At 45.6% G+C, this 15,645-nt stretch carries 31 protein-coding genes and 1 pseudogene; 31 read left to right on the plus strand and 1 reads right to left on the minus strand.

Going from position 1 to position 15,645, the window contains the following annotated elements; all coding sequences use genetic code 11:
• From MMA19_RS24175 to rplQ, 31 genes and pseudogenes are all read left to right on the plus strand, one after another.
• Positions 1–76: pseudogene (locus tag MMA19_RS24175) on the plus strand (elongation factor Tu); the annotation flags it as partial.
• A 183-nt stretch (positions 77–259) separates the two neighbouring features.
• On the plus strand, positions 260–448 hold the full coding sequence (locus tag MMA19_RS24180; protein WP_062462315.1) for a (2Fe-2S)-binding protein: 189 nt from the start codon (positions 260–262) through the stop codon (positions 446–448).
• An 83-nt stretch (positions 449–531) separates the two neighbouring features.
• Positions 532–1,008 carry a bacterioferritin gene (gene bfr / locus MMA19_RS24185; RefSeq protein ID WP_038228832.1) on the plus strand — a complete coding sequence of 159 codons (477 nt, stop codon included), beginning with the start codon at positions 532–534 and terminating at the stop codon, positions 1,006–1,008.
• Between the two features lie 382 nt (positions 1,009–1,390).
• Complete coding sequence (rpsJ, locus tag MMA19_RS24190) at positions 1,391–1,702, plus strand: 30S ribosomal protein S10 (RefSeq protein WP_031495630.1); 312 nt, start codon at positions 1,391–1,393, stop codon at positions 1,700–1,702.
• Positions 1,703–1,716: 14 nt separating this feature from the next.
• The gene (gene rplC / locus MMA19_RS24195; RefSeq protein WP_063604645.1) at positions 1,717–2,346 is read left to right on the plus strand and encodes a 50S ribosomal protein L3; all 630 of its coding nucleotides are present in this window, start codon (positions 1,717–1,719) and stop codon (positions 2,344–2,346) included.
• Between the two features lie 16 nt (positions 2,347–2,362).
• Positions 2,363–2,965, plus strand: a complete 603-nt coding sequence (gene rplD, locus MMA19_RS24200) for a 50S ribosomal protein L4 (RefSeq protein ID WP_038228833.1) — start codon at positions 2,363–2,365, stop codon at positions 2,963–2,965.
• A complete protein-coding gene (rplW, locus tag MMA19_RS24205) occupies positions 2,962–3,264 on the plus strand; it encodes a 50S ribosomal protein L23 (protein ID WP_031495626.1) in 303 nt (100 codons plus the stop codon). The genes rplD and rplW overlap by 4 nt, the downstream gene beginning before the upstream one ends.
• Positions 3,265–3,280: 16 nt before the next feature.
• The gene (rplB, locus tag MMA19_RS24210) at positions 3,281–4,105 is read left to right on the plus strand and encodes a 50S ribosomal protein L2 (protein WP_031495624.1); all 825 of its coding nucleotides are present in this window, start codon (positions 3,281–3,283) and stop codon (positions 4,103–4,105) included.
• Positions 4,106–4,124: 19 nt separating this feature from the next.
• Positions 4,125–4,403, plus strand: a complete 279-nt coding sequence (gene rpsS, locus MMA19_RS24215; RefSeq protein WP_031495622.1) for a 30S ribosomal protein S19 — start codon at positions 4,125–4,127, stop codon at positions 4,401–4,403.
• Between the two features lie 10 nt (positions 4,404–4,413).
• Positions 4,414–4,746: a 50S ribosomal protein L22 gene (rplV, locus tag MMA19_RS24220; RefSeq protein WP_031495620.1), complete on the plus strand. Its 333-nt coding sequence runs from the start codon at positions 4,414–4,416 to the stop codon at positions 4,744–4,746.
• A gap of 16 nt (positions 4,747–4,762) precedes the next feature.
• The gene (rpsC, locus tag MMA19_RS24225) at positions 4,763–5,461 is read left to right on the plus strand and encodes a 30S ribosomal protein S3 (RefSeq protein WP_006075724.1); all 699 of its coding nucleotides are present in this window, start codon (positions 4,763–4,765) and stop codon (positions 5,459–5,461) included.
• Positions 5,462–5,472: 11 nt separating this feature from the next.
• Positions 5,473–5,883 (plus strand): 50S ribosomal protein L16, encoded by a 411-nt coding sequence (rplP, locus tag MMA19_RS24230; protein ID WP_006075723.1) that lies wholly within the window; start codon positions 5,473–5,475, stop codon positions 5,881–5,883.
• Positions 5,883–6,074, plus strand: coding sequence for a 50S ribosomal protein L29 (rpmC, locus tag MMA19_RS24235; protein ID WP_004736737.1), 192 nt, complete (start codon positions 5,883–5,885; stop codon positions 6,072–6,074). The genes rplP and rpmC overlap by 1 nt, the downstream gene beginning before the upstream one ends.
• Positions 6,074–6,328: a 30S ribosomal protein S17 gene (gene rpsQ / locus MMA19_RS24240; RefSeq protein WP_006075722.1), complete on the plus strand. Its 255-nt coding sequence runs from the start codon at positions 6,074–6,076 to the stop codon at positions 6,326–6,328. The genes rpmC and rpsQ overlap by 1 nt, the downstream gene beginning before the upstream one ends.
• Positions 6,329–6,487: 159 nt before the next feature.
• The gene (gene rplN, locus MMA19_RS24245; RefSeq protein WP_006075569.1) at positions 6,488–6,859 is read left to right on the plus strand and encodes a 50S ribosomal protein L14; all 372 of its coding nucleotides are present in this window, start codon (positions 6,488–6,490) and stop codon (positions 6,857–6,859) included.
• A gap of 11 nt (positions 6,860–6,870) precedes the next feature.
• Positions 6,871–7,188, plus strand: a complete 318-nt coding sequence (rplX, locus tag MMA19_RS24250; RefSeq protein ID WP_006075571.1) for a 50S ribosomal protein L24 — start codon at positions 6,871–6,873, stop codon at positions 7,186–7,188.
• A gap of 25 nt (positions 7,189–7,213) precedes the next feature.
• Positions 7,214–7,753, plus strand: coding sequence for a 50S ribosomal protein L5 (rplE, locus tag MMA19_RS24255; protein WP_006075572.1), 540 nt, complete (start codon positions 7,214–7,216; stop codon positions 7,751–7,753).
• A gap of 17 nt (positions 7,754–7,770) precedes the next feature.
• Positions 7,771–8,076: a 30S ribosomal protein S14 gene (rpsN, locus tag MMA19_RS24260; RefSeq protein ID WP_006075573.1), complete on the plus strand. Its 306-nt coding sequence runs from the start codon at positions 7,771–7,773 to the stop codon at positions 8,074–8,076.
• Positions 8,077–8,105: 29 nt separating this feature from the next.
• The gene (gene rpsH / locus MMA19_RS24265) at positions 8,106–8,498 is read left to right on the plus strand and encodes a 30S ribosomal protein S8 (RefSeq protein ID WP_006075574.1); all 393 of its coding nucleotides are present in this window, start codon (positions 8,106–8,108) and stop codon (positions 8,496–8,498) included.
• A 12-nt stretch (positions 8,499–8,510) separates the two neighbouring features.
• The gene (gene rplF / locus MMA19_RS24270; RefSeq protein ID WP_031496829.1) at positions 8,511–9,044 is read left to right on the plus strand and encodes a 50S ribosomal protein L6; all 534 of its coding nucleotides are present in this window, start codon (positions 8,511–8,513) and stop codon (positions 9,042–9,044) included.
• A 9-nt stretch (positions 9,045–9,053) separates the two neighbouring features.
• Positions 9,054–9,407, plus strand: coding sequence for a 50S ribosomal protein L18 (rplR, locus tag MMA19_RS24275; protein WP_006075576.1), 354 nt, complete (start codon positions 9,054–9,056; stop codon positions 9,405–9,407).
• Between the two features lie 14 nt (positions 9,408–9,421).
• Entirely contained in the window at positions 9,422–9,922 is a 501-nt protein-coding gene (rpsE, locus tag MMA19_RS24280) for a 30S ribosomal protein S5 (RefSeq protein WP_031493227.1), read from the plus strand.
• 7 nt (positions 9,923–9,929) lie between these two features.
• Positions 9,930–10,106: a 50S ribosomal protein L30 gene (rpmD, locus tag MMA19_RS24285; RefSeq protein WP_004410429.1), complete on the plus strand. Its 177-nt coding sequence runs from the start codon at positions 9,930–9,932 to the stop codon at positions 10,104–10,106.
• Positions 10,107–10,111: 5 nt separating this feature from the next.
• On the plus strand, positions 10,112–10,546 hold the full coding sequence (gene rplO / locus MMA19_RS24290; protein ID WP_006075578.1) for a 50S ribosomal protein L15: 435 nt from the start codon (positions 10,112–10,114) through the stop codon (positions 10,544–10,546).
• 20 nt (positions 10,547–10,566) lie between these two features.
• On the plus strand, positions 10,567–11,901 hold the full coding sequence (gene secY, locus MMA19_RS24295; RefSeq protein ID WP_006075579.1) for a preprotein translocase subunit SecY: 1,335 nt from the start codon (positions 10,567–10,569) through the stop codon (positions 11,899–11,901).
• A 39-nt stretch (positions 11,902–11,940) separates the two neighbouring features.
• Positions 11,941–12,054 carry a 50S ribosomal protein L36 gene (gene rpmJ / locus MMA19_RS24300; protein WP_000868186.1) on the plus strand — a complete coding sequence of 38 codons (114 nt, stop codon included), beginning with the start codon at positions 11,941–11,943 and terminating at the stop codon, positions 12,052–12,054.
• 148 nt (positions 12,055–12,202) lie between these two features.
• Positions 12,203–12,559, plus strand: a complete 357-nt coding sequence (rpsM, locus tag MMA19_RS24305; RefSeq protein WP_005450559.1) for a 30S ribosomal protein S13 — start codon at positions 12,203–12,205, stop codon at positions 12,557–12,559.
• An 18-nt stretch (positions 12,560–12,577) separates the two neighbouring features.
• Positions 12,578–12,967, plus strand: a complete 390-nt coding sequence (rpsK, locus tag MMA19_RS24310; RefSeq protein ID WP_001118870.1) for a 30S ribosomal protein S11 — start codon at positions 12,578–12,580, stop codon at positions 12,965–12,967.
• Positions 12,968–12,994: 27 nt separating this feature from the next.
• Positions 12,995–13,615 (plus strand): 30S ribosomal protein S4, encoded by a 621-nt coding sequence (gene rpsD, locus MMA19_RS24315; protein ID WP_031493229.1) that lies wholly within the window; start codon positions 12,995–12,997, stop codon positions 13,613–13,615.
• Positions 13,616–13,639: 24 nt separating this feature from the next.
• A complete protein-coding gene (rpoA, locus tag MMA19_RS24320; RefSeq protein WP_038228852.1) occupies positions 13,640–14,632 on the plus strand; it encodes a DNA-directed RNA polymerase subunit alpha in 993 nt (330 codons plus the stop codon).
• Positions 14,633–14,658: 26 nt separating this feature from the next.
• Entirely contained in the window at positions 14,659–15,045 is a 387-nt protein-coding gene (gene rplQ / locus MMA19_RS24325) for a 50S ribosomal protein L17 (protein ID WP_031493230.1), read from the plus strand.
• A 98-nt stretch (positions 15,046–15,143) separates the two neighbouring features.
• On the opposite strand, the gene MMA19_RS24330 is transcribed toward rplQ, so the two are convergent.
• Positions 15,144–15,617 carry a DUF2780 domain-containing protein gene (locus MMA19_RS24330; RefSeq protein ID WP_240207500.1) on the minus strand — a complete coding sequence of 158 codons (474 nt, stop codon included), beginning with the start codon at positions 15,615–15,617 and terminating at the stop codon, positions 15,144–15,146.
• Positions 15,618–15,645: the final 28 nt, after the last annotated feature.

Genomic DNA, 15,645 nt, shown 5'->3' on the forward strand with positions numbered 1-15,645 from the left:
CGAAGGTCTACGTTTCGCTATCCGTGAAGGTGGCCGTACAGTAGGTGCTGGTGTTGTTGCTAAGATCTTCGACTAATATTTAGTTGATAATCGCAATAAACATAAAAAGAGGAGCTTAGGCTCCTCTTTTTTTTGCTCAACTAAATGTATTTCTTGTTCAGTGGGTTAGCTGATTGCTGCCACCTCAACCTAAAATAGTACTAGTAATGCTAACAATTCTCGTTTATATTTATATCCGTGAATTGTTTAAGGTTGTATTATGTTTGTTTGTCTTTGCCACGGCATCTCTGATAAAAAACTGCGTAAGCTTGCTATCGAAGAGGGTATCAGCGATATGCGCACCATCAGAAAATGCACTTCTCTTGGCTCTCAATGTGGTAAGTGTGTGAAACAAGCTAAAGAAATCTTGAGCGAAACACAGACGCTTCAGCTTGCAAAAGTGAGCTAACCTCAAGACCTTCGTCTAGTCACTTTGACACCTCCCCAATAGGTTCTACAGTTATTAATGAGCCAAAGAGGAGGTTTTTTGTCATGAAAGGCGATCCAATCATAATTCAACATCTCAACAAAATACTGGGCAATGAACTCGTTGCTATCAATCAATACTTCCTTCACGCAAGAATGTACAAAGACTGGGGGCTAAAGCATCTAGCCGATAAGGAATACCATGAATCTATCGATGAGATGAAACACGCTGATCATCTTATTGAACGTATATTATTTTTGGAAGGTCTACCCAACCTCCAGGACTTGGGGAAGCTCATGATCGGAGAAGACACCAAAGAGATGCTCGAGTGCGACCTGAAACTTGAGATGGATGCGATACCAGACTTAAAAGATGCTATTGCTTATGCAGAAGATACGCGCGATTTCGTCTCAAGAGATCTGTTCCAAGATATTCTCGAAGATGAGGAGGAGCATGTCGATTGGCTAGAGACTCAATTGGGACTAATTGAAAAAGTCGGTATAGAAAACTACTTACAAGCACAGTTCGTCGACGAAGAATAATCAGGCTAAATGGTTTCCAAGGGCTTAAGCAACCAGCTTGAGCCCTTTTTAAATGACATTTCTGATTAATTTTCCCTCACCCCTTGCATACCTTTTTGTGATCTGTATAATGCGTCGCACTGGTTAAGCCAGTTGTGAACCAATGAGCAAAGAGGAGTAAGTGGATTACCTCGGTAAATCACTTAGTAACGTAGACTCAGCTTATGTTCGCAGTTAATACAATTAACCCGCTATCATTGATAGTAGGCTAATCGAAAATTAGCTGACAATGCGCTCAATTAGAGTGCTACGGTTTCACATAAATCAATCGGCATTCTCTCGCCTTCGCGAGTATGAGTGGCGATATTGTTTGTGTAATAATTAATTATTGGAGCTCTGTCTCATGCAGAACCAACGTATTCGTATCCGCCTAAAGGCTTTCGATTATAAACTAATCGATCAGTCTACTGCGGAAATCGTTGAAACAGCTAAGCGTACCGGCGCACAGGTTCGTGGTCCAATTCCACTACCTACTCGTAAAGAGCGTTTCACTGTTCTTATCTCTCCACACGTCAACAAAGATGCACGTGACCAGTACGAAATCCGTACTCACAAGCGTTTGATCGACATCGTTGAGCCAACAGACAAAACTGTTGACGCTCTAATGCGTCTTGATCTTGCTGCTGGCGTTGATGTTCAAATCAGCCTAGGTTAAGGGAGATTAGAAGAATGATTGGTCTAGTCGGACGTAAAGTGGGTATGACCCGCATTTTTACCGAAGAAGGCGTTTCTATCCCTGTAACAGTTGTTGAGGTTGAAGCGAACCGTGTAACTCAAGTACGTACACTTGATACTGACGGTTATGCAGCAATTCAGGTAACTGCAGGTGCTAAGAAAGCTAGCCGTGTTTCTAAGCCAGAAGCTGGCCACTTTGCGAAAGCAGGTGTTGAAGCAGGTCGCGGTCTTTGGGAATTCCGTTTGGAAAACGGTGAAGAGTTTGAAGTTGGCGCTGAGCTAAACGTAGAACTTTTCAACGACGTAAAAAAAGTAGACGTTACTGGCACATCTAAGGGTAAAGGTTTCCAAGGCGCTGTTAAGCGTTGGAACTTCGCTACTCAAGATATGACACACGGTAACTCATTGTCTCACCGTGCTCCGGGTTCAATTGGTCAATGCCAAACTCCAGGTCGCGTATTTAAAGGCAAGAAAATGGCAGGTCACATGGGTGCTGAGCGTGTAACGACTCAAAACCTAGAGATCGTACGTGTTGACGCTGAGCGCAATCTGCTTCTTATTAAAGGTGCAGTCCCAGGCGCAACTGGCGGCAACGTGATCGTAAAACCAGCTATTAAAGCTTAACGTCTAGGAGTAAGTAATGGAATTGATGGTTAAAGGTGCTGATGCACTAACTGTTTCCGAGACTACTTTCGGACGTGACTTCAACGAAGCTCTTGTACACCAAGTAGTTGTTGCTTTTGCAGCAGGTGCTCGTCAAGGTACTCGTGCTCAAAAGACTCGTTCTGAAGTATCTGGCGGTGGCGCTAAGCCATGGCGTCAAAAAGGTACTGGCCGTGCTCGTGCTGGTACAATTCGTAGCCCTATCTGGCGTACAGGTGGTGTTACTTTTGCTGCGAAACCACAAGATCACAGCCAAAAAGTAAACAAAAAAATGTACCGCGGTGCTATGAAGAGCATTCTTTCTGAGCTAGTTCGTCAAGAGCGTTTAATCGTTGTTGATAACTTCTCTGTAGAAGCTCCAAAAACCAAAGAGCTTGTAGCTAAGCTAAAAGAGCTTGAGCTAACAGATGCGCTTATCGTGACTAGCGAAGTAGATGAGAATCTATTCCTAGCTGCTCGTAACCTATACAAAGTTGACGCACGTGACGTTGCTGGTATCGACCCAGTTTCACTAATCGCGTTCGACAAAGTTGTAATTACTGCAGAAGCAGTTAAGCAAGTTGAGGAGATGCTAGCATGATCACTGAAGAGCGTATCCTAAAAGTTCTACGTGCTCCTCATATCTCTGAGAAAGCAACTATGGCAGCAGAGAAAGCGAACACTATCGTTTTCAAAGTAGCTAAAGATGCAACTAAGAAAGAGATCAAAGCAGCTGTAGAAAAGCTATTTGAAGTTGAAGTTAAGTCTGTAAATACTCTTATTCTTAAGGGTAAGACTAAACGTCAAGGTCTACGTCAAGGTCGCCGCAGCGACGTTAAGAAGGCGTATGTGACTCTGGCGGAAGGTCAAGATCTTGACTTCGTTGGCGGTGCGGAATAACAGGAGTAGTTAAACAATGGCTATTGTTAAATGTAAGCCGACTTCCCCTGGTCGTCGTCACGTAGTTAAAGTTGTTAACGCTGACCTACACAAAGGTAAGCCTTACGCTCCACTTCTAGAGAAAAACTCTAAGAACGGTGGTCGTAACAACAACGGTCGTATCACAGTACGTCACATCGGTGGTGGTCACAAGCATCACTATCGTTTGATTGATTTCAAACGTACTAAAGATGGCATCCCAGCGAAAGTTGAGCGCCTAGAATACGATCCAAACCGTAGCGCAAACATCGCTCTAGTTCTGTACGCAGACGGTGAGCGTCGCTACATCATTGCACCAAAAGGCATCCAAGCGGGTGACTCTATCCAGTCTGGTGTTGATGCGCCTATCAAAGCAGGTAACACTCTGCCGATGCGCAACATCCCAGTAGGTTCTACAGTACACTGTGTTGAACTGAAACCTGGTAAAGGTGCACAGATTGCTCGTTCTGCAGGTGCATACGCACAAATCATCGCTCGCGATGGTGCATATGTAACTCTACGCCTACGTTCTGGCGAAATGCGCAAAGTACTATCTGAAGGCCGTGCAACAATCGGTGAAGTAGGTAATGCTGAGCACATGCTACGCGAACTAGGTAAAGCTGGTGCTAGCCGCTGGCGCGGTGTTCGTCCAACCGTTCGCGGTGTGGTAATGAACCCGGTAGACCACCCACACGGTGGTGGTGAAGGTCGTACTTCTGGTGGCCGTCACCCAGTATCTCCTTGGGGTCAGCCAACTAAAGGCTTTAAGACTCGTAAGAACAAGCGCACTGACAAGTACATCGTACGTCGTCGTAACAAGTAATCTATAAAGAGGAATCGCCATGCCACGTTCTCTCAAGAAAGGTCCATTTATTGACCTACACTTGCTGAAGAAGGTAGAGAAAGCGGTGGAAAGCGGAGACAAAAAGCCTGTTAAGACTTGGTCCCGTCGTTCAATGATCATTCCATCAATGATTGGTTTGACCATCGCTGTCCATAATGGTCGTCAGCACGTACCAGTATTCGTAACCGAAGAAATGATCGGTCACAAGCTGGGCGAATTTGCACCAACTCGCACTTATCGCGGCCACGCTGCTGATAAGAAAGCTAAGAAGAAATAAGGAGTAGATGATGGAAGCTATCGCTAAACATAACTTTGCTCGTATTTCTCCACAGAAAGCTCGCTTAGTTGCAGACCAAATCCGCGGTAAAAACGTGGATCAAGCTCTTGAACTACTAACTTTCAGCAACAAAAAAGCTGCTGTACTAGTTAAGAAAGTTCTTGAATCAGCAATCGCGAATGCGGAACACAACGAAGGTGCAGATATCGACGATCTATCAGTCGCTAAAATCTTCGTAGATGAAGGCCCAATCATGAAGCGTATTATGCCTCGTGCAAAAGGCCGTGCGGACCGTATCTTGAAGCGTTCTTGCCACATCACTGTTGTTGTTGCAGACGCTTAAGACTAGGAGATAAGCAATGGGTCAGAAAGTACATCCTAATGGTATTCGTCTTGGCATCGTTAAGCCTTGGAATGCTACATGGTTTGCTAACACCAAAGAATTCGCTGACAACCTAGACGGCGACTTCAAGGTACGTCAGTTCCTTACTAAGGAACTAGCAAAAGCGTCTCTTTCACGCATCGTTATCGAGCGTCCAGCTAAGAGCATCCGTGTGACTATTCACACTGCTCGTCCTGGCGTTGTTATCGGTAAGAAAGGCGAAGACGTTGAGAAGCTACGCACTGCTGTAGCTAAAATCGCAGGTGTACCAGCGCAAATTAACATCGCTGAAGTACGTAAGCCTGAGCTAGACGGCCAACTTGTGGCTGATAGCATCGCGTCTCAACTTGAGCGTCGTGTTATGTTCCGTCGTGCTATGAAGCGTGCGGTACAAAATGCTATGCGTCTTGGCGCTAAAGGTATCAAAGTGGAAGTAAGCGGTCGTCTAGGCGGCGCTGAAATCGCACGTTCTGAGTGGTACCGTGAAGGCCGTGTGCCTCTACACACTCTACGTGCTGACATTGATTACGCAACTTCTTCGGCTCACACTCAATACGGTGTGATCGGCATTAAAGTTTGGATCTTCAAAGGTGAGATTCTAGGCGGTATGCCAGCAGCTAACGCTGTAGAGCCAAAAGGCGATAAGCCTAAGAAGCAGCGCAAAGGCCGTAAGTAAGGAGTCGACAGATGCTACAACCTAAACGTACTAAGTTCCGTAAGGTTCAGACTGGTCGCAACCGTGGTCTAGCTAAAGGTACAGACGTAAGCTTCGGCACATTCGGTCTTAAGGCTGTTGGTCGTGGTCGTCTTACTGCTCGTCAGATCGAAGCGGCTCGTCGTGCAATGACGCGTCACGTTAAGCGTCAAGGTAAAATCTGGATTCGTGTATTCCCAGACAAGCCTATCACAGAAAAACCACTAGAAGTTCGTCAAGGTAAGGGTAAAGGTAACGTTGAGTACTGGGTAGCCCAAATCCAACCTGGTAAGGTTATGTACGAAATGGACGGTGTACCTGAAGAGTTGGCACGTGAAGCGTTCCGCCTAGCGGCTCGCAAACTGCCGTTCAAAACTACATTTGTAACTAAGCAGGTGATGTGATGAAAGCACAAGATCTACGCGAAAAAAACGTTGAAGAGCTTAACGCTGAGCTTTTGAATTTGCTACGCGAACAGTTCAACTTGCGCATGCAAGCTGCAACTGGTCAGCTACAGCAAACTCATACTCTGAAAGCTGTACGCCGTGATATCGCACGTGTGAAAACTGTTTTGACTGAGAAGGCAGGCGCATAATGAGCGAACAAATCCGTACTCAACAAGGTCGTGTAATTAGCAACAAAGGCGACAAGTCTATTGTTGTTGCAATCGAACGCATGGTTAAACACCCAATTTACGGTAAATTCGTAAAGCGTACGACTAAACTACACGCACATGACGAAAACAACGAGTGTGGCATTGGCGACACAGTTGAAGTTCGTGAGTGCCGTCCACTGTCTAAGATGAAGTCTTGGACTTTGGTTAGCATTGTAGAAAAAGCGAAGATTTAATCGTTTTTTTTATGAAAATCAAGCGGCTCCAAATTTTTTTTGGGGCCGCTTATTTTTTGTCTACCCAATCACAAAAAAGGGTGGTACAATTCGCGTCCCTTTAAAGAGGCAGCCCGACCCGAGAGGGTCTAGTTTTTAATATTTAGCGGAGCACTAACAATGATCCAAATGCAAAGTACACTTGACGCTGCAGATAACTCTGGCGCGCGCAAGGTAATGTGTATTAAGGTTCTGGGTGGCTCACACCGTCGTTATGCACACATCGGCGACATCATCAAAGTTACTGTTAAAGAAGCAATTCCTCGCGGTAAAGTTAAAAAAGGTGATGTTCTGAAGGCGGTAGTTGTTCGCACCCGTAAAGGCGTTCGTCGTCCAGACGGTTCTGTCATTCGCTTCGACCGTAATGCTTGTGTATTGTTAAACGACACTACTGAGCAACCAGTCGGCACACGTATCTTTGGTCCTGTGACTCGTGAACTTCGTAATGCGAAATTCATGAAAATTGTGTCACTAGCACCTGAAGTTCTGTAAGGAGCGTCAACATGGCAGCTAAAATCCGTCGTAATGACGAAGTAATCGTTCTTGCTGGTAAAGATAAAGGCAAGAAAGGTAAAGTAACTAAGGTTCTAGCAACCGGTAAAGTTATCGTTGAAGGTATCAACCTTGTTAAGAAGCACCAGAAGCCTGTACCGGCTCTTGGTCAACAAGGTGGCATCGTTGAACAAGAAGCAGCTATTGATGCTTCTAACGTTGCAGTCTTTAACGCGGCTACTGGTAAAGCTGACCGCATCGGTTTCCGTATCGAAGATGGCAAGAAAGTTCGTTTCTTCAAGTCTAACGGCGAAACTGTTTCTAACTAATTAGAAAGTAATTTGGAGTTCTACTATGGCGAAACTGCATGATTACTACAAGTCGTCTGTAGTTGCTGAATTGACCAAACAATTCAACTACTCAAGCGTCATGCAAGTCCCTAGGATTGAGAAAATCACCCTAAACATGGGCGTTGGTGAAGCAATCAACGATAAGAAACTGCTAGAAAACGCAGCAGCTGATATGGCAACGATCTCTGGTCAAAAGCCACTTATCACTAAAGCGCGTAAATCTGTTGCTGGTTTCAAAATTCGTGAAGGCTACCCAATTGGTTGTAAAGTAACCTTGCGTGGCGAACGTATGTGGGAATTTTTAGAGCGTTTAATCTCTATCGCACTTCCACGTGTACGTGACTTCCGTGGCGTTAGCGCTAAGTCTTTTGACGGACGCGGTAACTACAGCATGGGCGTTCGCGAGCAAATCATCTTCCCGGAAATCGACTACGATAAAGTAGATCGTGTTCGCGGCCTAGACATCACTATTACGACGTCTGCTGCAAACGATGAGGAAGGCCGAGCTCTGCTGGCTGCCTTTAACTTCCCATTCCGTAAGTAAGGTGAAGGGTTACTGTTATGGCTAAACAATCAATGAAAGCGCGCGAAGTAAAACGCGCGAAGCTAGTAGCTAAGTTCGCTGAAAAGCGTGCAGCTCTAAAAGCTATCATCAGCGATGTAAACGCATCTGAAGAAGATCGTTGGAACGCGGTTCTTAAACTGCAGACTCTTCCACGTGATTCAAGTGCATCACGTCAGCGCAACCGTTGCAACCAAACTGGTCGCCCACACGGTTACCTACGTAAGTTCGGTCTAAGCCGTATCAAAGTTCGTGAAGCTTGCATGAAAGGCGAGATTCCTGGACTTCGTAAGGCTAGCTGGTAATTGCCACTTAATCATTTGGAGTAAATCTTATGAGCATGCAAGATCCGATTTCGGATATGCTGACCCGCATTCGTAACGGTCAGGCAGCAAACAAAGTTGCTGTTAAAATGCCTTCTTCAAAGCTTAAAGTTGCAATTGCTGCACTACTGAAAGCTGAAGGTTACATCGTTGACTTCGCTGTTGAAGGCGAAGCAAAACCAGAGCTAGAAGTTACTCTTAAGTACTTCCAAGCGAAACCTGTAATTGAGCAAATCAAACGTGTTTCACGTCCTGGTCTGCGTGTCTACAAAAACAAAGACTCGCTACCAACTGTGATGGGCGGTTTGGGTATTGCTGTTGTTTCTACTTCCAAGGGTCTGATGTCAGACCGCGCTGCGCGTAAAGCAGGCCTTGGCGGTGAAATCATCTGTTACGTAGCTTAATAGGAGTAGATTATGTCTCGTGTTGCTAAGGCACCTGTCGCTATTCCAGCTGGCGTAGAGGTGAAACTTAACGGTCAAGAAATTACCGTTAAAGGCGCTAAAGGCGAACTAACTCGCGTTCTAAACAACGCTGTAGTTATTGCGCAAGAAGAGAACAACCTTACTTTCGGTCCACGCGACGGTGTTGCTAACGCATGGGCACAAGCAGGTACTGCTCGTGCACTAGTAAACAACATGGTTGTTGGTGTTACTGAAGGCTTTACTAAGAAGCTAACTCTTAAAGGTGTAGGTTACCGTGCTGCTATCAAAGGCAACGCTGTAGGTCTAACACTAGGCTTCTCTCACCCAGTTGAGCACGAGTTGCCAGCGGGTATTAAAGCTGAATGTCCAAGCCAAACTGAAATCGTGATCACTGGTTGTGACAAGCAACTTGTTGGTCAAGTAGCGGCTGACATTCGTTCTTACCGTGAGCCTGAGCCTTATAAAGGTAAAGGTGTTCGTTACGCAGATGAAAATGTGCGTACTAAAGAAGCTAAGAAGAAGTAAGGTAACACTATGGATAAGAAAGCATCTCGCATCCGTCGTGCTACACGTGCACGTCGTAAGATTGCAGAACTGGGTGCAACTCGCCTAGTAGTACACCGTACTCCTCGTCACGTTTACGCTCAAGTAATCGCAGCGAACGGCTCTGAAGTAATCGCAGCCGCTTCTACGGTAGAAAAAGCAATTCGTGAAGAAGTTAAGAGTACTGGTAACATCGATGCAGCTAAAGCAGTAGGTAAAGCTATTGCTGAGCGCGCGCTTGAGAAAGGCGTATCTGCTGTTGCATTCGATCGTTCTGGTTTCCAATACCACGGTCGAGTAGCGGCGCTAGCAGAATCTGCTCGCGAAGCTGGTCTGAAATTCTAAGGTAGGGTTGGAAGATGGCTAAAGAACAACAACAAGCTAGTGATTTGCAAGAAAAGCTAATCGCAGTTAACCGTGTTTCTAAGACGGTTAAAGGTGGTCGAATCATGAGCTTCACTGCACTAACAGTAGTTGGTGACGGTAACGGTCGTGTAGGTTTCGGTTACGGTAAAGCCCGTGAAGTACCTGCTGCGATTCAAAAAGCAATGGAAAAAGCGCGTCGTAACATGGTTACTGTAGCGCTTAACGAAGGCACTCTTCACCACCCGGTGAAAGGTCGCCACTCTGGCTCTAAAGTTTACATGCAGCCAGCAGCAGAAGGTACGGGTGTTATCGCAGGTGGTGCGATGCGTGCAGTACTAGAAGTTGCAGGTGTACACAACGTACTATCTAAAGCATACGGTTCTACGAACCCTATCAACATCGTTCGTGCAACGATCGATGCTCTAGGTAGCATGAAGTCACCAGAAATGGTTGCTGCTAAACGTGGTCTAACTGTTGAAGCTATTTCGGAGTAAGAACACCATGGCAACTATCAAAGTAACTCAAACTAAGAGCTCAATTGGTCGCCTACCTAAGCACAAAGCGTGTCTTAAAGGTCTTGGCCTTCGTAAAATCAACCACACAGTAGAACTTGAAGATACTCCGTGCGTGCGCGGCATGATCAACAAGGTTTACTACATGGTTAAAGTTGAGGAGTAATCAGAATGCGTTTGAATACTCTATCACCGGCTGCGGGTTCTAAGCCTTCTAAGAAGCGCGTAGGTCGTGGTATCGGTTCTGGCCTAGGTAAAACTGGTGGCCGTGGTCACAAAGGCCAAAAATCACGCTCTGGCGGCAGTGTTCGTCCAGGCTTCGAAGGCGGTCAAATGCCTTTGAAACAGCGTCTACCTAAATTCGGTTTCACTTCTCGTAAGAGCCTAGTGTCTGCTGAAGTTCGTCTAGCTGAGCTAGCGAAAGTAACTGGTGATGTTGTTGACCTAAACAGCCTTAAAGCAGCTAACGTTATCACTAAGAACATCGAATTTGTAAAAGTTGTTCTTTCAGGTGAAATCAACAAAGCTGTGACTGTTAAAGGTCTACGCGTGACTAAAGGCGCTAAAGCTGCAATCGAAGCTGCAGGCGGTAAAATCGAGGATTAATCTCGAGGGACGAGGTACAGATGGCTAAGAAACCAGGACAAGATTTTAGTAGTGCTAAGAGCGGCTTAAACGAACTCAAGTCGCGCCTTTTATTTGTAATTGGTGCACTTTTAGTGTTCCGCGCTGGCTCTTTTGTGCCGATTCCTGGTATTGACGCGGCTGTACTTGCCGATTTGTTCGAACAGCAAAAAGGTACCATCGTAGAAATGTTTAACATGTTCTCCGGTGGTGCATTAGAGCGTGCATCTATTTTAGCACTGGGCATCATGCCGTATATTTCGGCTTCGATTGTTGTCCAGTTGCTAACTGTAGTTCATCCAGCGTTAGCCGAGCTCAAGAAAGAGGGTGAGGCAGGGCGTCGTAAGATTAGCCAATATACGCGTTATGGTACGCTTGTACTTGCAACATTCCAGGCAATAGGTATCGCAACTGGCCTTCCAAACATGGTCAATAATCTGGTTGTTATCAACCAAACCATGTTTACGCTAATTGCTACCGTAAGTTTAGTAACTGGTACCATGTTCTTAATGTGGTTAGGTGAACAAATTACAGAGCGTGGAATCGGTAATGGTATTTCCATTCTGATCTTTGCAGGTATTGTTGCTGGATTGCCTTCGGCAATCGGTCAAACAATCGAGCAAGCGCGTCAAGGTGAACTGCACGTACTTCTTCTGCTGTTGATTGCTGTACTTGCTTTCGCAGTTATTTACTTTGTGGTCTTTATGGAGCGTGGTCAACGTCGTATCGTCGTTAACTATGCAAAACGCCAACAAGGCCGTAAAGTGTTTGCTGCACAAAGCACGCACCTACCGTTGAAAATCAACATGGCAGGTGTTATTCCAGCAATCTTTGCATCAAGTATTATCCTGTTCCCAGGAACATTGGCTCAATGGTTTGGCCAAAATGGTGAGAGCAGCGCGTTCGGTTGGTTAACTGACGTGTCATTGGCTCTTAGCCCAGGTCAACCGTTGTATGTAATGCTTTATGCTGCAGCGATTATATTCTTCTGTTTCTTCTACACGGCGTTGGTATTCAACCCGCGTGAAACAGCAGATAACTTGAAGAAGTCTGGTGCGTTCGTACCCGGCATCCGCCCAGGTGAGCAGACAGCTAAGTATATTGATAAAGTAATGACTAGACTTACCCTTGCAGGTGCTCTATATATTACCTTTATCTGTCTGATTCCCGAGTTCATGATGGTCGCGTGGAACGTTCGTTTCTACTTCGGCGGTACTTCACTACTAATCGTAGTGGTAGTAATTATGGACTTTATGGCACAGGTACAGACTCATCTGATGTCACAACAGTATGATTCTGTGTTGAAAAAAGCAAATCTGAAAGGTTACGGCCGTTAATCCGGCGGTAGTCTCAGATTTCATTTACGGAGTTTAGCAATGAAAGTTCGTGCTTCCGTTAAAAAAATCTGCCGTAACTGCAAAGTTATCAAGCGCAACGGTGTTGTGCGTGTTATCTGCAGTGAGCCAAAGCACAAACAGCGCCAAGGCTAATTAAGCAGAAATTTTTACTTGAAATTAAAGGTATGGTCGAGTATATTCCTCGGCCTACCTTTTGCGTGCAAAAGAAGTAGCACTCCGCAGCGTATCCATAACGGGCTTTGCTGCGGCTATTCTTTTTAAGAAACACTAGGAGTGAATAATGGCCCGTATAGCAGGCATTAACATTCCTGATCAAAAACACGCTGTAATCGCACTAACTGCGATCTACGGCATCGGTAAAACTCGCTCTCAAGCTATCCTAGCTGAAGTGGGTATTGCTGAAGATGTTAAGATCAGTGAACTAACTGAAGAGCAGATCGATCAACTGCGTGATGGTGTAGCTAAGTACACTGTAGAAGGTGATCTACGTCGTGAAGTATCAATGAACATCAAGCGTCTTATGGACCTTGGCTGTTACCGTGGTCTTCGTCATCGTCGCAGTCTACCACTACGTGGACAGCGTACTAAAACCAACGCTCGCACCCGTAAGGGTCCGCGTAAGCCGATCAAGAAATAATCGGGAAGGTAGAGTACAATGGCTAAACAACCAACTCGCGCTCGTAAGCGCGTACGCAAGCAAGTTGCAGATGGCGTTGCGCACATCCATGCTTCTTTCAATAACACAATCGTAACTATCACTGACCGTCAAGGTAACGCTCTAGCATGGGCTACTGCAGGTGGTTCAGGTTTCCGCGGTTCTCGTAAGTCTACTCCGTTCGCTGCACAGGTTGCTGCTGAGCGTTGTGCTGAAATGGCTAAAGAATACGGTCTTAAGAACTTGGAAGTTATGGTTAAGGGTCCAGGTCCAGGTCGTGAATCTACTGTTCGCGCACTGAACGCTGCTGGTTTCCGCATCACGAACATCGTTGACGCGACACCAATCCCTCATAACGGTTGTCGTCCACCTAAGAAACGTCGCGTATAACGTTTCTAGGATAATTGGAGAAGAATCATGGCAAGATATTTGGGTCCTAAGCTGAAGCTTAGCCGTCGCGAAGGTACTGACTTATTCCTTAAGTCTGGTGTACGCGCGATCGATACCAAGTGTAAAATTGATAACGCACCAGGTGTACACGGCGCTCGTCGCGGTCGTCTATCTGAGTATGGCGTTCAGCTTCGTGAGAAGCAAAAAGTTCGTCGTATCTACGGCGTTCTAGAAAAACAATTCCGTAACTACTACAAAGAAGCAGCTCGCCTTAAAGGCAACACTGGTGAAAACCTACTTCAGCTTCTTGAAGGTCGTCTAGATAACGTAGTTTACCGCATGGGCTTTGGCGCAACTCGCGCAGAAGCACGTCAGCTAGTTAGCCACAAAGCTATCCTAGTTAACGGTAAAGTTGTAAACGTTCCTTCTTTCAAAGTTGCGGCTAACGACGTTGTTTCTATCCGCGAGAAAGCTAAACAGCAAGCTCGTATTAAAGCGGCTCTAGAAGTTGCTGAACAACGTGAAAAACCAACTTGGATTGAAGTAGATGCTGGCAAGATGGAAGGTACATTCAAGCGTATGCCTGAGCGTTCAGATCTATCTGCTGACATTAACGAACACTTGATCGTCGAGCTTTACTCTAAGTAAGGTTTAAACTAAAGAGAGGACACAATGCAGGGTTCTGTAACAGAATTTCTTAAGCCACGTCTTGTTGACATCGAACAGATCAGCACGACACACGCAAAAGTAACTCTTGAGCCATTAGAGCGTGGCTTTGGTCACACTCTAGGTAATGCACTTCGCCGTATTTTACTTTCGTCTATGCCAGGTTGTGCAGTGACAGAAGTTGAAATCGAAGGCGTTCTGCACGAGTACAGCACTAAAGAAGGCGTTCAAGAGGATATCCTTGAGATACTTCTAAACTTGAAAGGCCTAGCTGTTCGCGTCGCGGAAGGCAAAGATGAAGTGTTTATTACACTGAACAAATCAGGCTCAGGCCCTGTTGTTGCAGGTGACATCACCCATGATGGTGATGTAGAGATCGCTAACCCAGAACACGTTATTTGTCACCTAACGGATGACAACGCTGAGATTTCTATGCGAATCAAAGTTGAACGTGGTCGTGGTTACGTTCCAGCTTCAGCTCGTATCCATACTGAAGAAGATGAGCGTCCAATCGGTCGTTTGCTTGTTGACGCAACTTACAGCCCAGTAGACAAAATTGCCTACGCTGTAGAAGCGGCACGTGTTGAGCAGCGTACTGACTTAGACAAGCTTGTTATCGATATGGAAACGAACGGTACTCTAGAACCTGAGGAAGCTATCCGTCGCGCAGCTACTATCCTAGCTGAGCAATTGGATGCATTCGTAGATCTTCGTGATGTACGTGTTCCTGAGGAGAAGGAAGAGAAGCCGGAGTTCGATCCTATTCTACTGCGTCCTGTAGACGATCTTGAACTAACAGTTCGCTCTGCTAACTGTCTAAAAGCAGAAGCGATTCACTACATCGGTGATCTTGTACAGCGTACTGAGGTTGAGCTACTTAAAACGCCAAACCTTGGTAAAAAATCTCTTACTGAGATTAAAGACGTACTTGCATCACGTGGTCTTTCTCTGGGCATGCGCCTAGAAAATTGGCCACCAGCGTCTATCGCTGAAGATTAATCGATACTAGTTAGAAGGATTAGGTCATGCGCCATCGTAAGAGTGGTCGTCAACTCAACCGCAACAGCAGCCATCGCAAAGCGATGTTCAGCAATATGGCTAGCTCTCTTGTACGTCATGAAGTAATCAAGACTACATTGCCTAAAGCAAAAGAGCTACGTCGCGTAGTTGAGCCTTTGATTACACTAGCTAAGACTGACAGTGTTGCTAACCGTCGTCTAGCATTTGCACGTACTCGTGATAACGAAGTAGTTGCGAAACTATTCAACGAACTAGGTCCACGTTTTGCTGCTCGTCAGGGCGGTTACACTCGTATCCTAAAAGCTGGCTTCCGTGCTGGTGATAAAGCTCCAATGGCTTACATTGAGCTTGTAGATCGCCCAGAAGCATCTGAAGAAGCTGCTGCTGAGTAATCAGTAGGTTCGTAAGAACTGAAAAGCCGAGCATTTATGCTCGGCTTTTTTGTATCTATAGAATTTGCTATCGATAGAACATCGCGTAGCAATGTTGCCTATTCCTGCCATAAGCCACTCAACGAGTTCATTAAGCCACTGCTCGCGCCTTGTGTGCCCAGATAATCCAATATCACTGGCGTGAATTGGGAGATCAAAGCTGGGTCCAATCCTACTGATGCAAAGGCATTTTTAACACTTTCCATATTCTCTACTGAACTGAGTAAACCACTATTTGTGAGTGAACTTAGCCCTGGAATTAGTGAATTCAATTCACTCCCTTGTCCTGAGCCTAACTGATTTTTAGCTAGAGAAAGCAGTGAACCAGCGCCTGTTGCTGCCTGTTGTGGGGAAATCGACAGTTCTTTAACTAAGCTGTCGACAACTGGTGAGTTAGTTTGAGCCAATTGAGAGGCGCTATTTAATAGACTACTGGCAGAGTCAGAACTAACGCCAGATATATCGAATTCGGCGTAGCTATTGAATGAGAAGGTGGTAGTTATCGCTAAGGTTAAAATCACACTTTTAGTCATGCTTTGTCCTATTAATTATTGATAGTTA

The organism is Vibrio sp. CyArs1 (assembly GCF_022432925.1).
GTDB classification, from domain to species: Bacteria; Pseudomonadota; Gammaproteobacteria; order Enterobacterales; family Vibrionaceae; genus Vibrio; species Vibrio mediterranei.

Excerpts from the sequence above, each read along its gene's own strand:
- rplE (WP_006075572.1), top strand. The coding sequence starts at position 7,214 with ATGGCGAAACTGCATGATTACTACAAGTCGTCTGTAGTTGCTGAATTG.
- secY (WP_006075579.1), top strand. The coding sequence starts at position 10,567 with ATGGCTAAGAAACCAGGACAAGATTTTAGTAGTGCTAAGAGCGGCTTA.
- rplP (WP_006075723.1), top strand. The coding sequence starts at position 5,473 with ATGCTACAACCTAAACGTACTAAGTTCCGTAAGGTTCAGACTGGTCGC.
- rpsN (WP_006075573.1), top strand. The coding sequence starts at position 7,771 with ATGGCTAAACAATCAATGAAAGCGCGCGAAGTAAAACGCGCGAAGCTA.
- rpsE (WP_031493227.1), top strand. The coding sequence starts at position 9,422 with ATGGCTAAAGAACAACAACAAGCTAGTGATTTGCAAGAAAAGCTAATC.
- rplO (WP_006075578.1), top strand. The coding sequence starts at position 10,112 with ATGCGTTTGAATACTCTATCACCGGCTGCGGGTTCTAAGCCTTCTAAG.
- rpsK (WP_001118870.1), top strand. The coding sequence starts at position 12,578 with ATGGCTAAACAACCAACTCGCGCTCGTAAGCGCGTACGCAAGCAAGTT.
- rplD (WP_038228833.1), top strand. The coding sequence starts at position 2,363 with ATGGAATTGATGGTTAAAGGTGCTGATGCACTAACTGTTTCCGAGACT.
- rplN (WP_006075569.1), top strand. The coding sequence starts at position 6,488 with ATGATCCAAATGCAAAGTACACTTGACGCTGCAGATAACTCTGGCGCG.
- rplR (WP_006075576.1), top strand. The coding sequence starts at position 9,054 with ATGGATAAGAAAGCATCTCGCATCCGTCGTGCTACACGTGCACGTCGT.
- rpsJ (WP_031495630.1), top strand. The coding sequence starts at position 1,391 with ATGCAGAACCAACGTATTCGTATCCGCCTAAAGGCTTTCGATTATAAA.
- rplV (WP_031495620.1), top strand. The coding sequence starts at position 4,414 with ATGGAAGCTATCGCTAAACATAACTTTGCTCGTATTTCTCCACAGAAA.
- rpsQ (WP_006075722.1), top strand. The coding sequence starts at position 6,074 with ATGAGCGAACAAATCCGTACTCAACAAGGTCGTGTAATTAGCAACAAA.
- rplQ (WP_031493230.1), top strand. The coding sequence starts at position 14,659 with ATGCGCCATCGTAAGAGTGGTCGTCAACTCAACCGCAACAGCAGCCAT.
- rpmC (WP_004736737.1), top strand. The coding sequence starts at position 5,883 with ATGAAAGCACAAGATCTACGCGAAAAAAACGTTGAAGAGCTTAACGCT.
- rpsH (WP_006075574.1), top strand. The coding sequence starts at position 8,106 with ATGAGCATGCAAGATCCGATTTCGGATATGCTGACCCGCATTCGTAAC.
- rplX (WP_006075571.1), top strand. The coding sequence starts at position 6,871 with ATGGCAGCTAAAATCCGTCGTAATGACGAAGTAATCGTTCTTGCTGGT.
- bfr (WP_038228832.1), top strand. The coding sequence starts at position 532 with ATGAAAGGCGATCCAATCATAATTCAACATCTCAACAAAATACTGGGC.
- rpsC (WP_006075724.1), top strand. The coding sequence starts at position 4,763 with ATGGGTCAGAAAGTACATCCTAATGGTATTCGTCTTGGCATCGTTAAG.
- rplF (WP_031496829.1), top strand. The coding sequence starts at position 8,511 with ATGTCTCGTGTTGCTAAGGCACCTGTCGCTATTCCAGCTGGCGTAGAG.
- rpmD (WP_004410429.1), top strand. The coding sequence starts at position 9,930 with ATGGCAACTATCAAAGTAACTCAAACTAAGAGCTCAATTGGTCGCCTA.
- rpsM (WP_005450559.1), top strand. The coding sequence starts at position 12,203 with ATGGCCCGTATAGCAGGCATTAACATTCCTGATCAAAAACACGCTGTA.
- rpsS (WP_031495622.1), top strand. The coding sequence starts at position 4,125 with ATGCCACGTTCTCTCAAGAAAGGTCCATTTATTGACCTACACTTGCTG.
- rpoA (WP_038228852.1), top strand. The coding sequence starts at position 13,640 with ATGCAGGGTTCTGTAACAGAATTTCTTAAGCCACGTCTTGTTGACATC.
- rplB (WP_031495624.1), top strand. The coding sequence starts at position 3,281 with ATGGCTATTGTTAAATGTAAGCCGACTTCCCCTGGTCGTCGTCACGTA.
- MMA19_RS24330 (WP_240207500.1), bottom strand. The coding sequence starts at position 15,617 with ATGACTAAAAGTGTGATTTTAACCTTAGCGATAACTACCACCTTCTCA.
- MMA19_RS24180 (WP_062462315.1), top strand. The coding sequence starts at position 260 with ATGTTTGTTTGTCTTTGCCACGGCATCTCTGATAAAAAACTGCGTAAG.
- rpmJ (WP_000868186.1), top strand. The coding sequence starts at position 11,941 with ATGAAAGTTCGTGCTTCCGTTAAAAAAATCTGCCGTAACTGCAAAGTT.
- rplC (WP_063604645.1), top strand. The coding sequence starts at position 1,717 with ATGATTGGTCTAGTCGGACGTAAAGTGGGTATGACCCGCATTTTTACC.
- rpsD (WP_031493229.1), top strand. The coding sequence starts at position 12,995 with ATGGCAAGATATTTGGGTCCTAAGCTGAAGCTTAGCCGTCGCGAAGGT.
- rplW (WP_031495626.1), top strand. The coding sequence starts at position 2,962 with ATGATCACTGAAGAGCGTATCCTAAAAGTTCTACGTGCTCCTCATATC.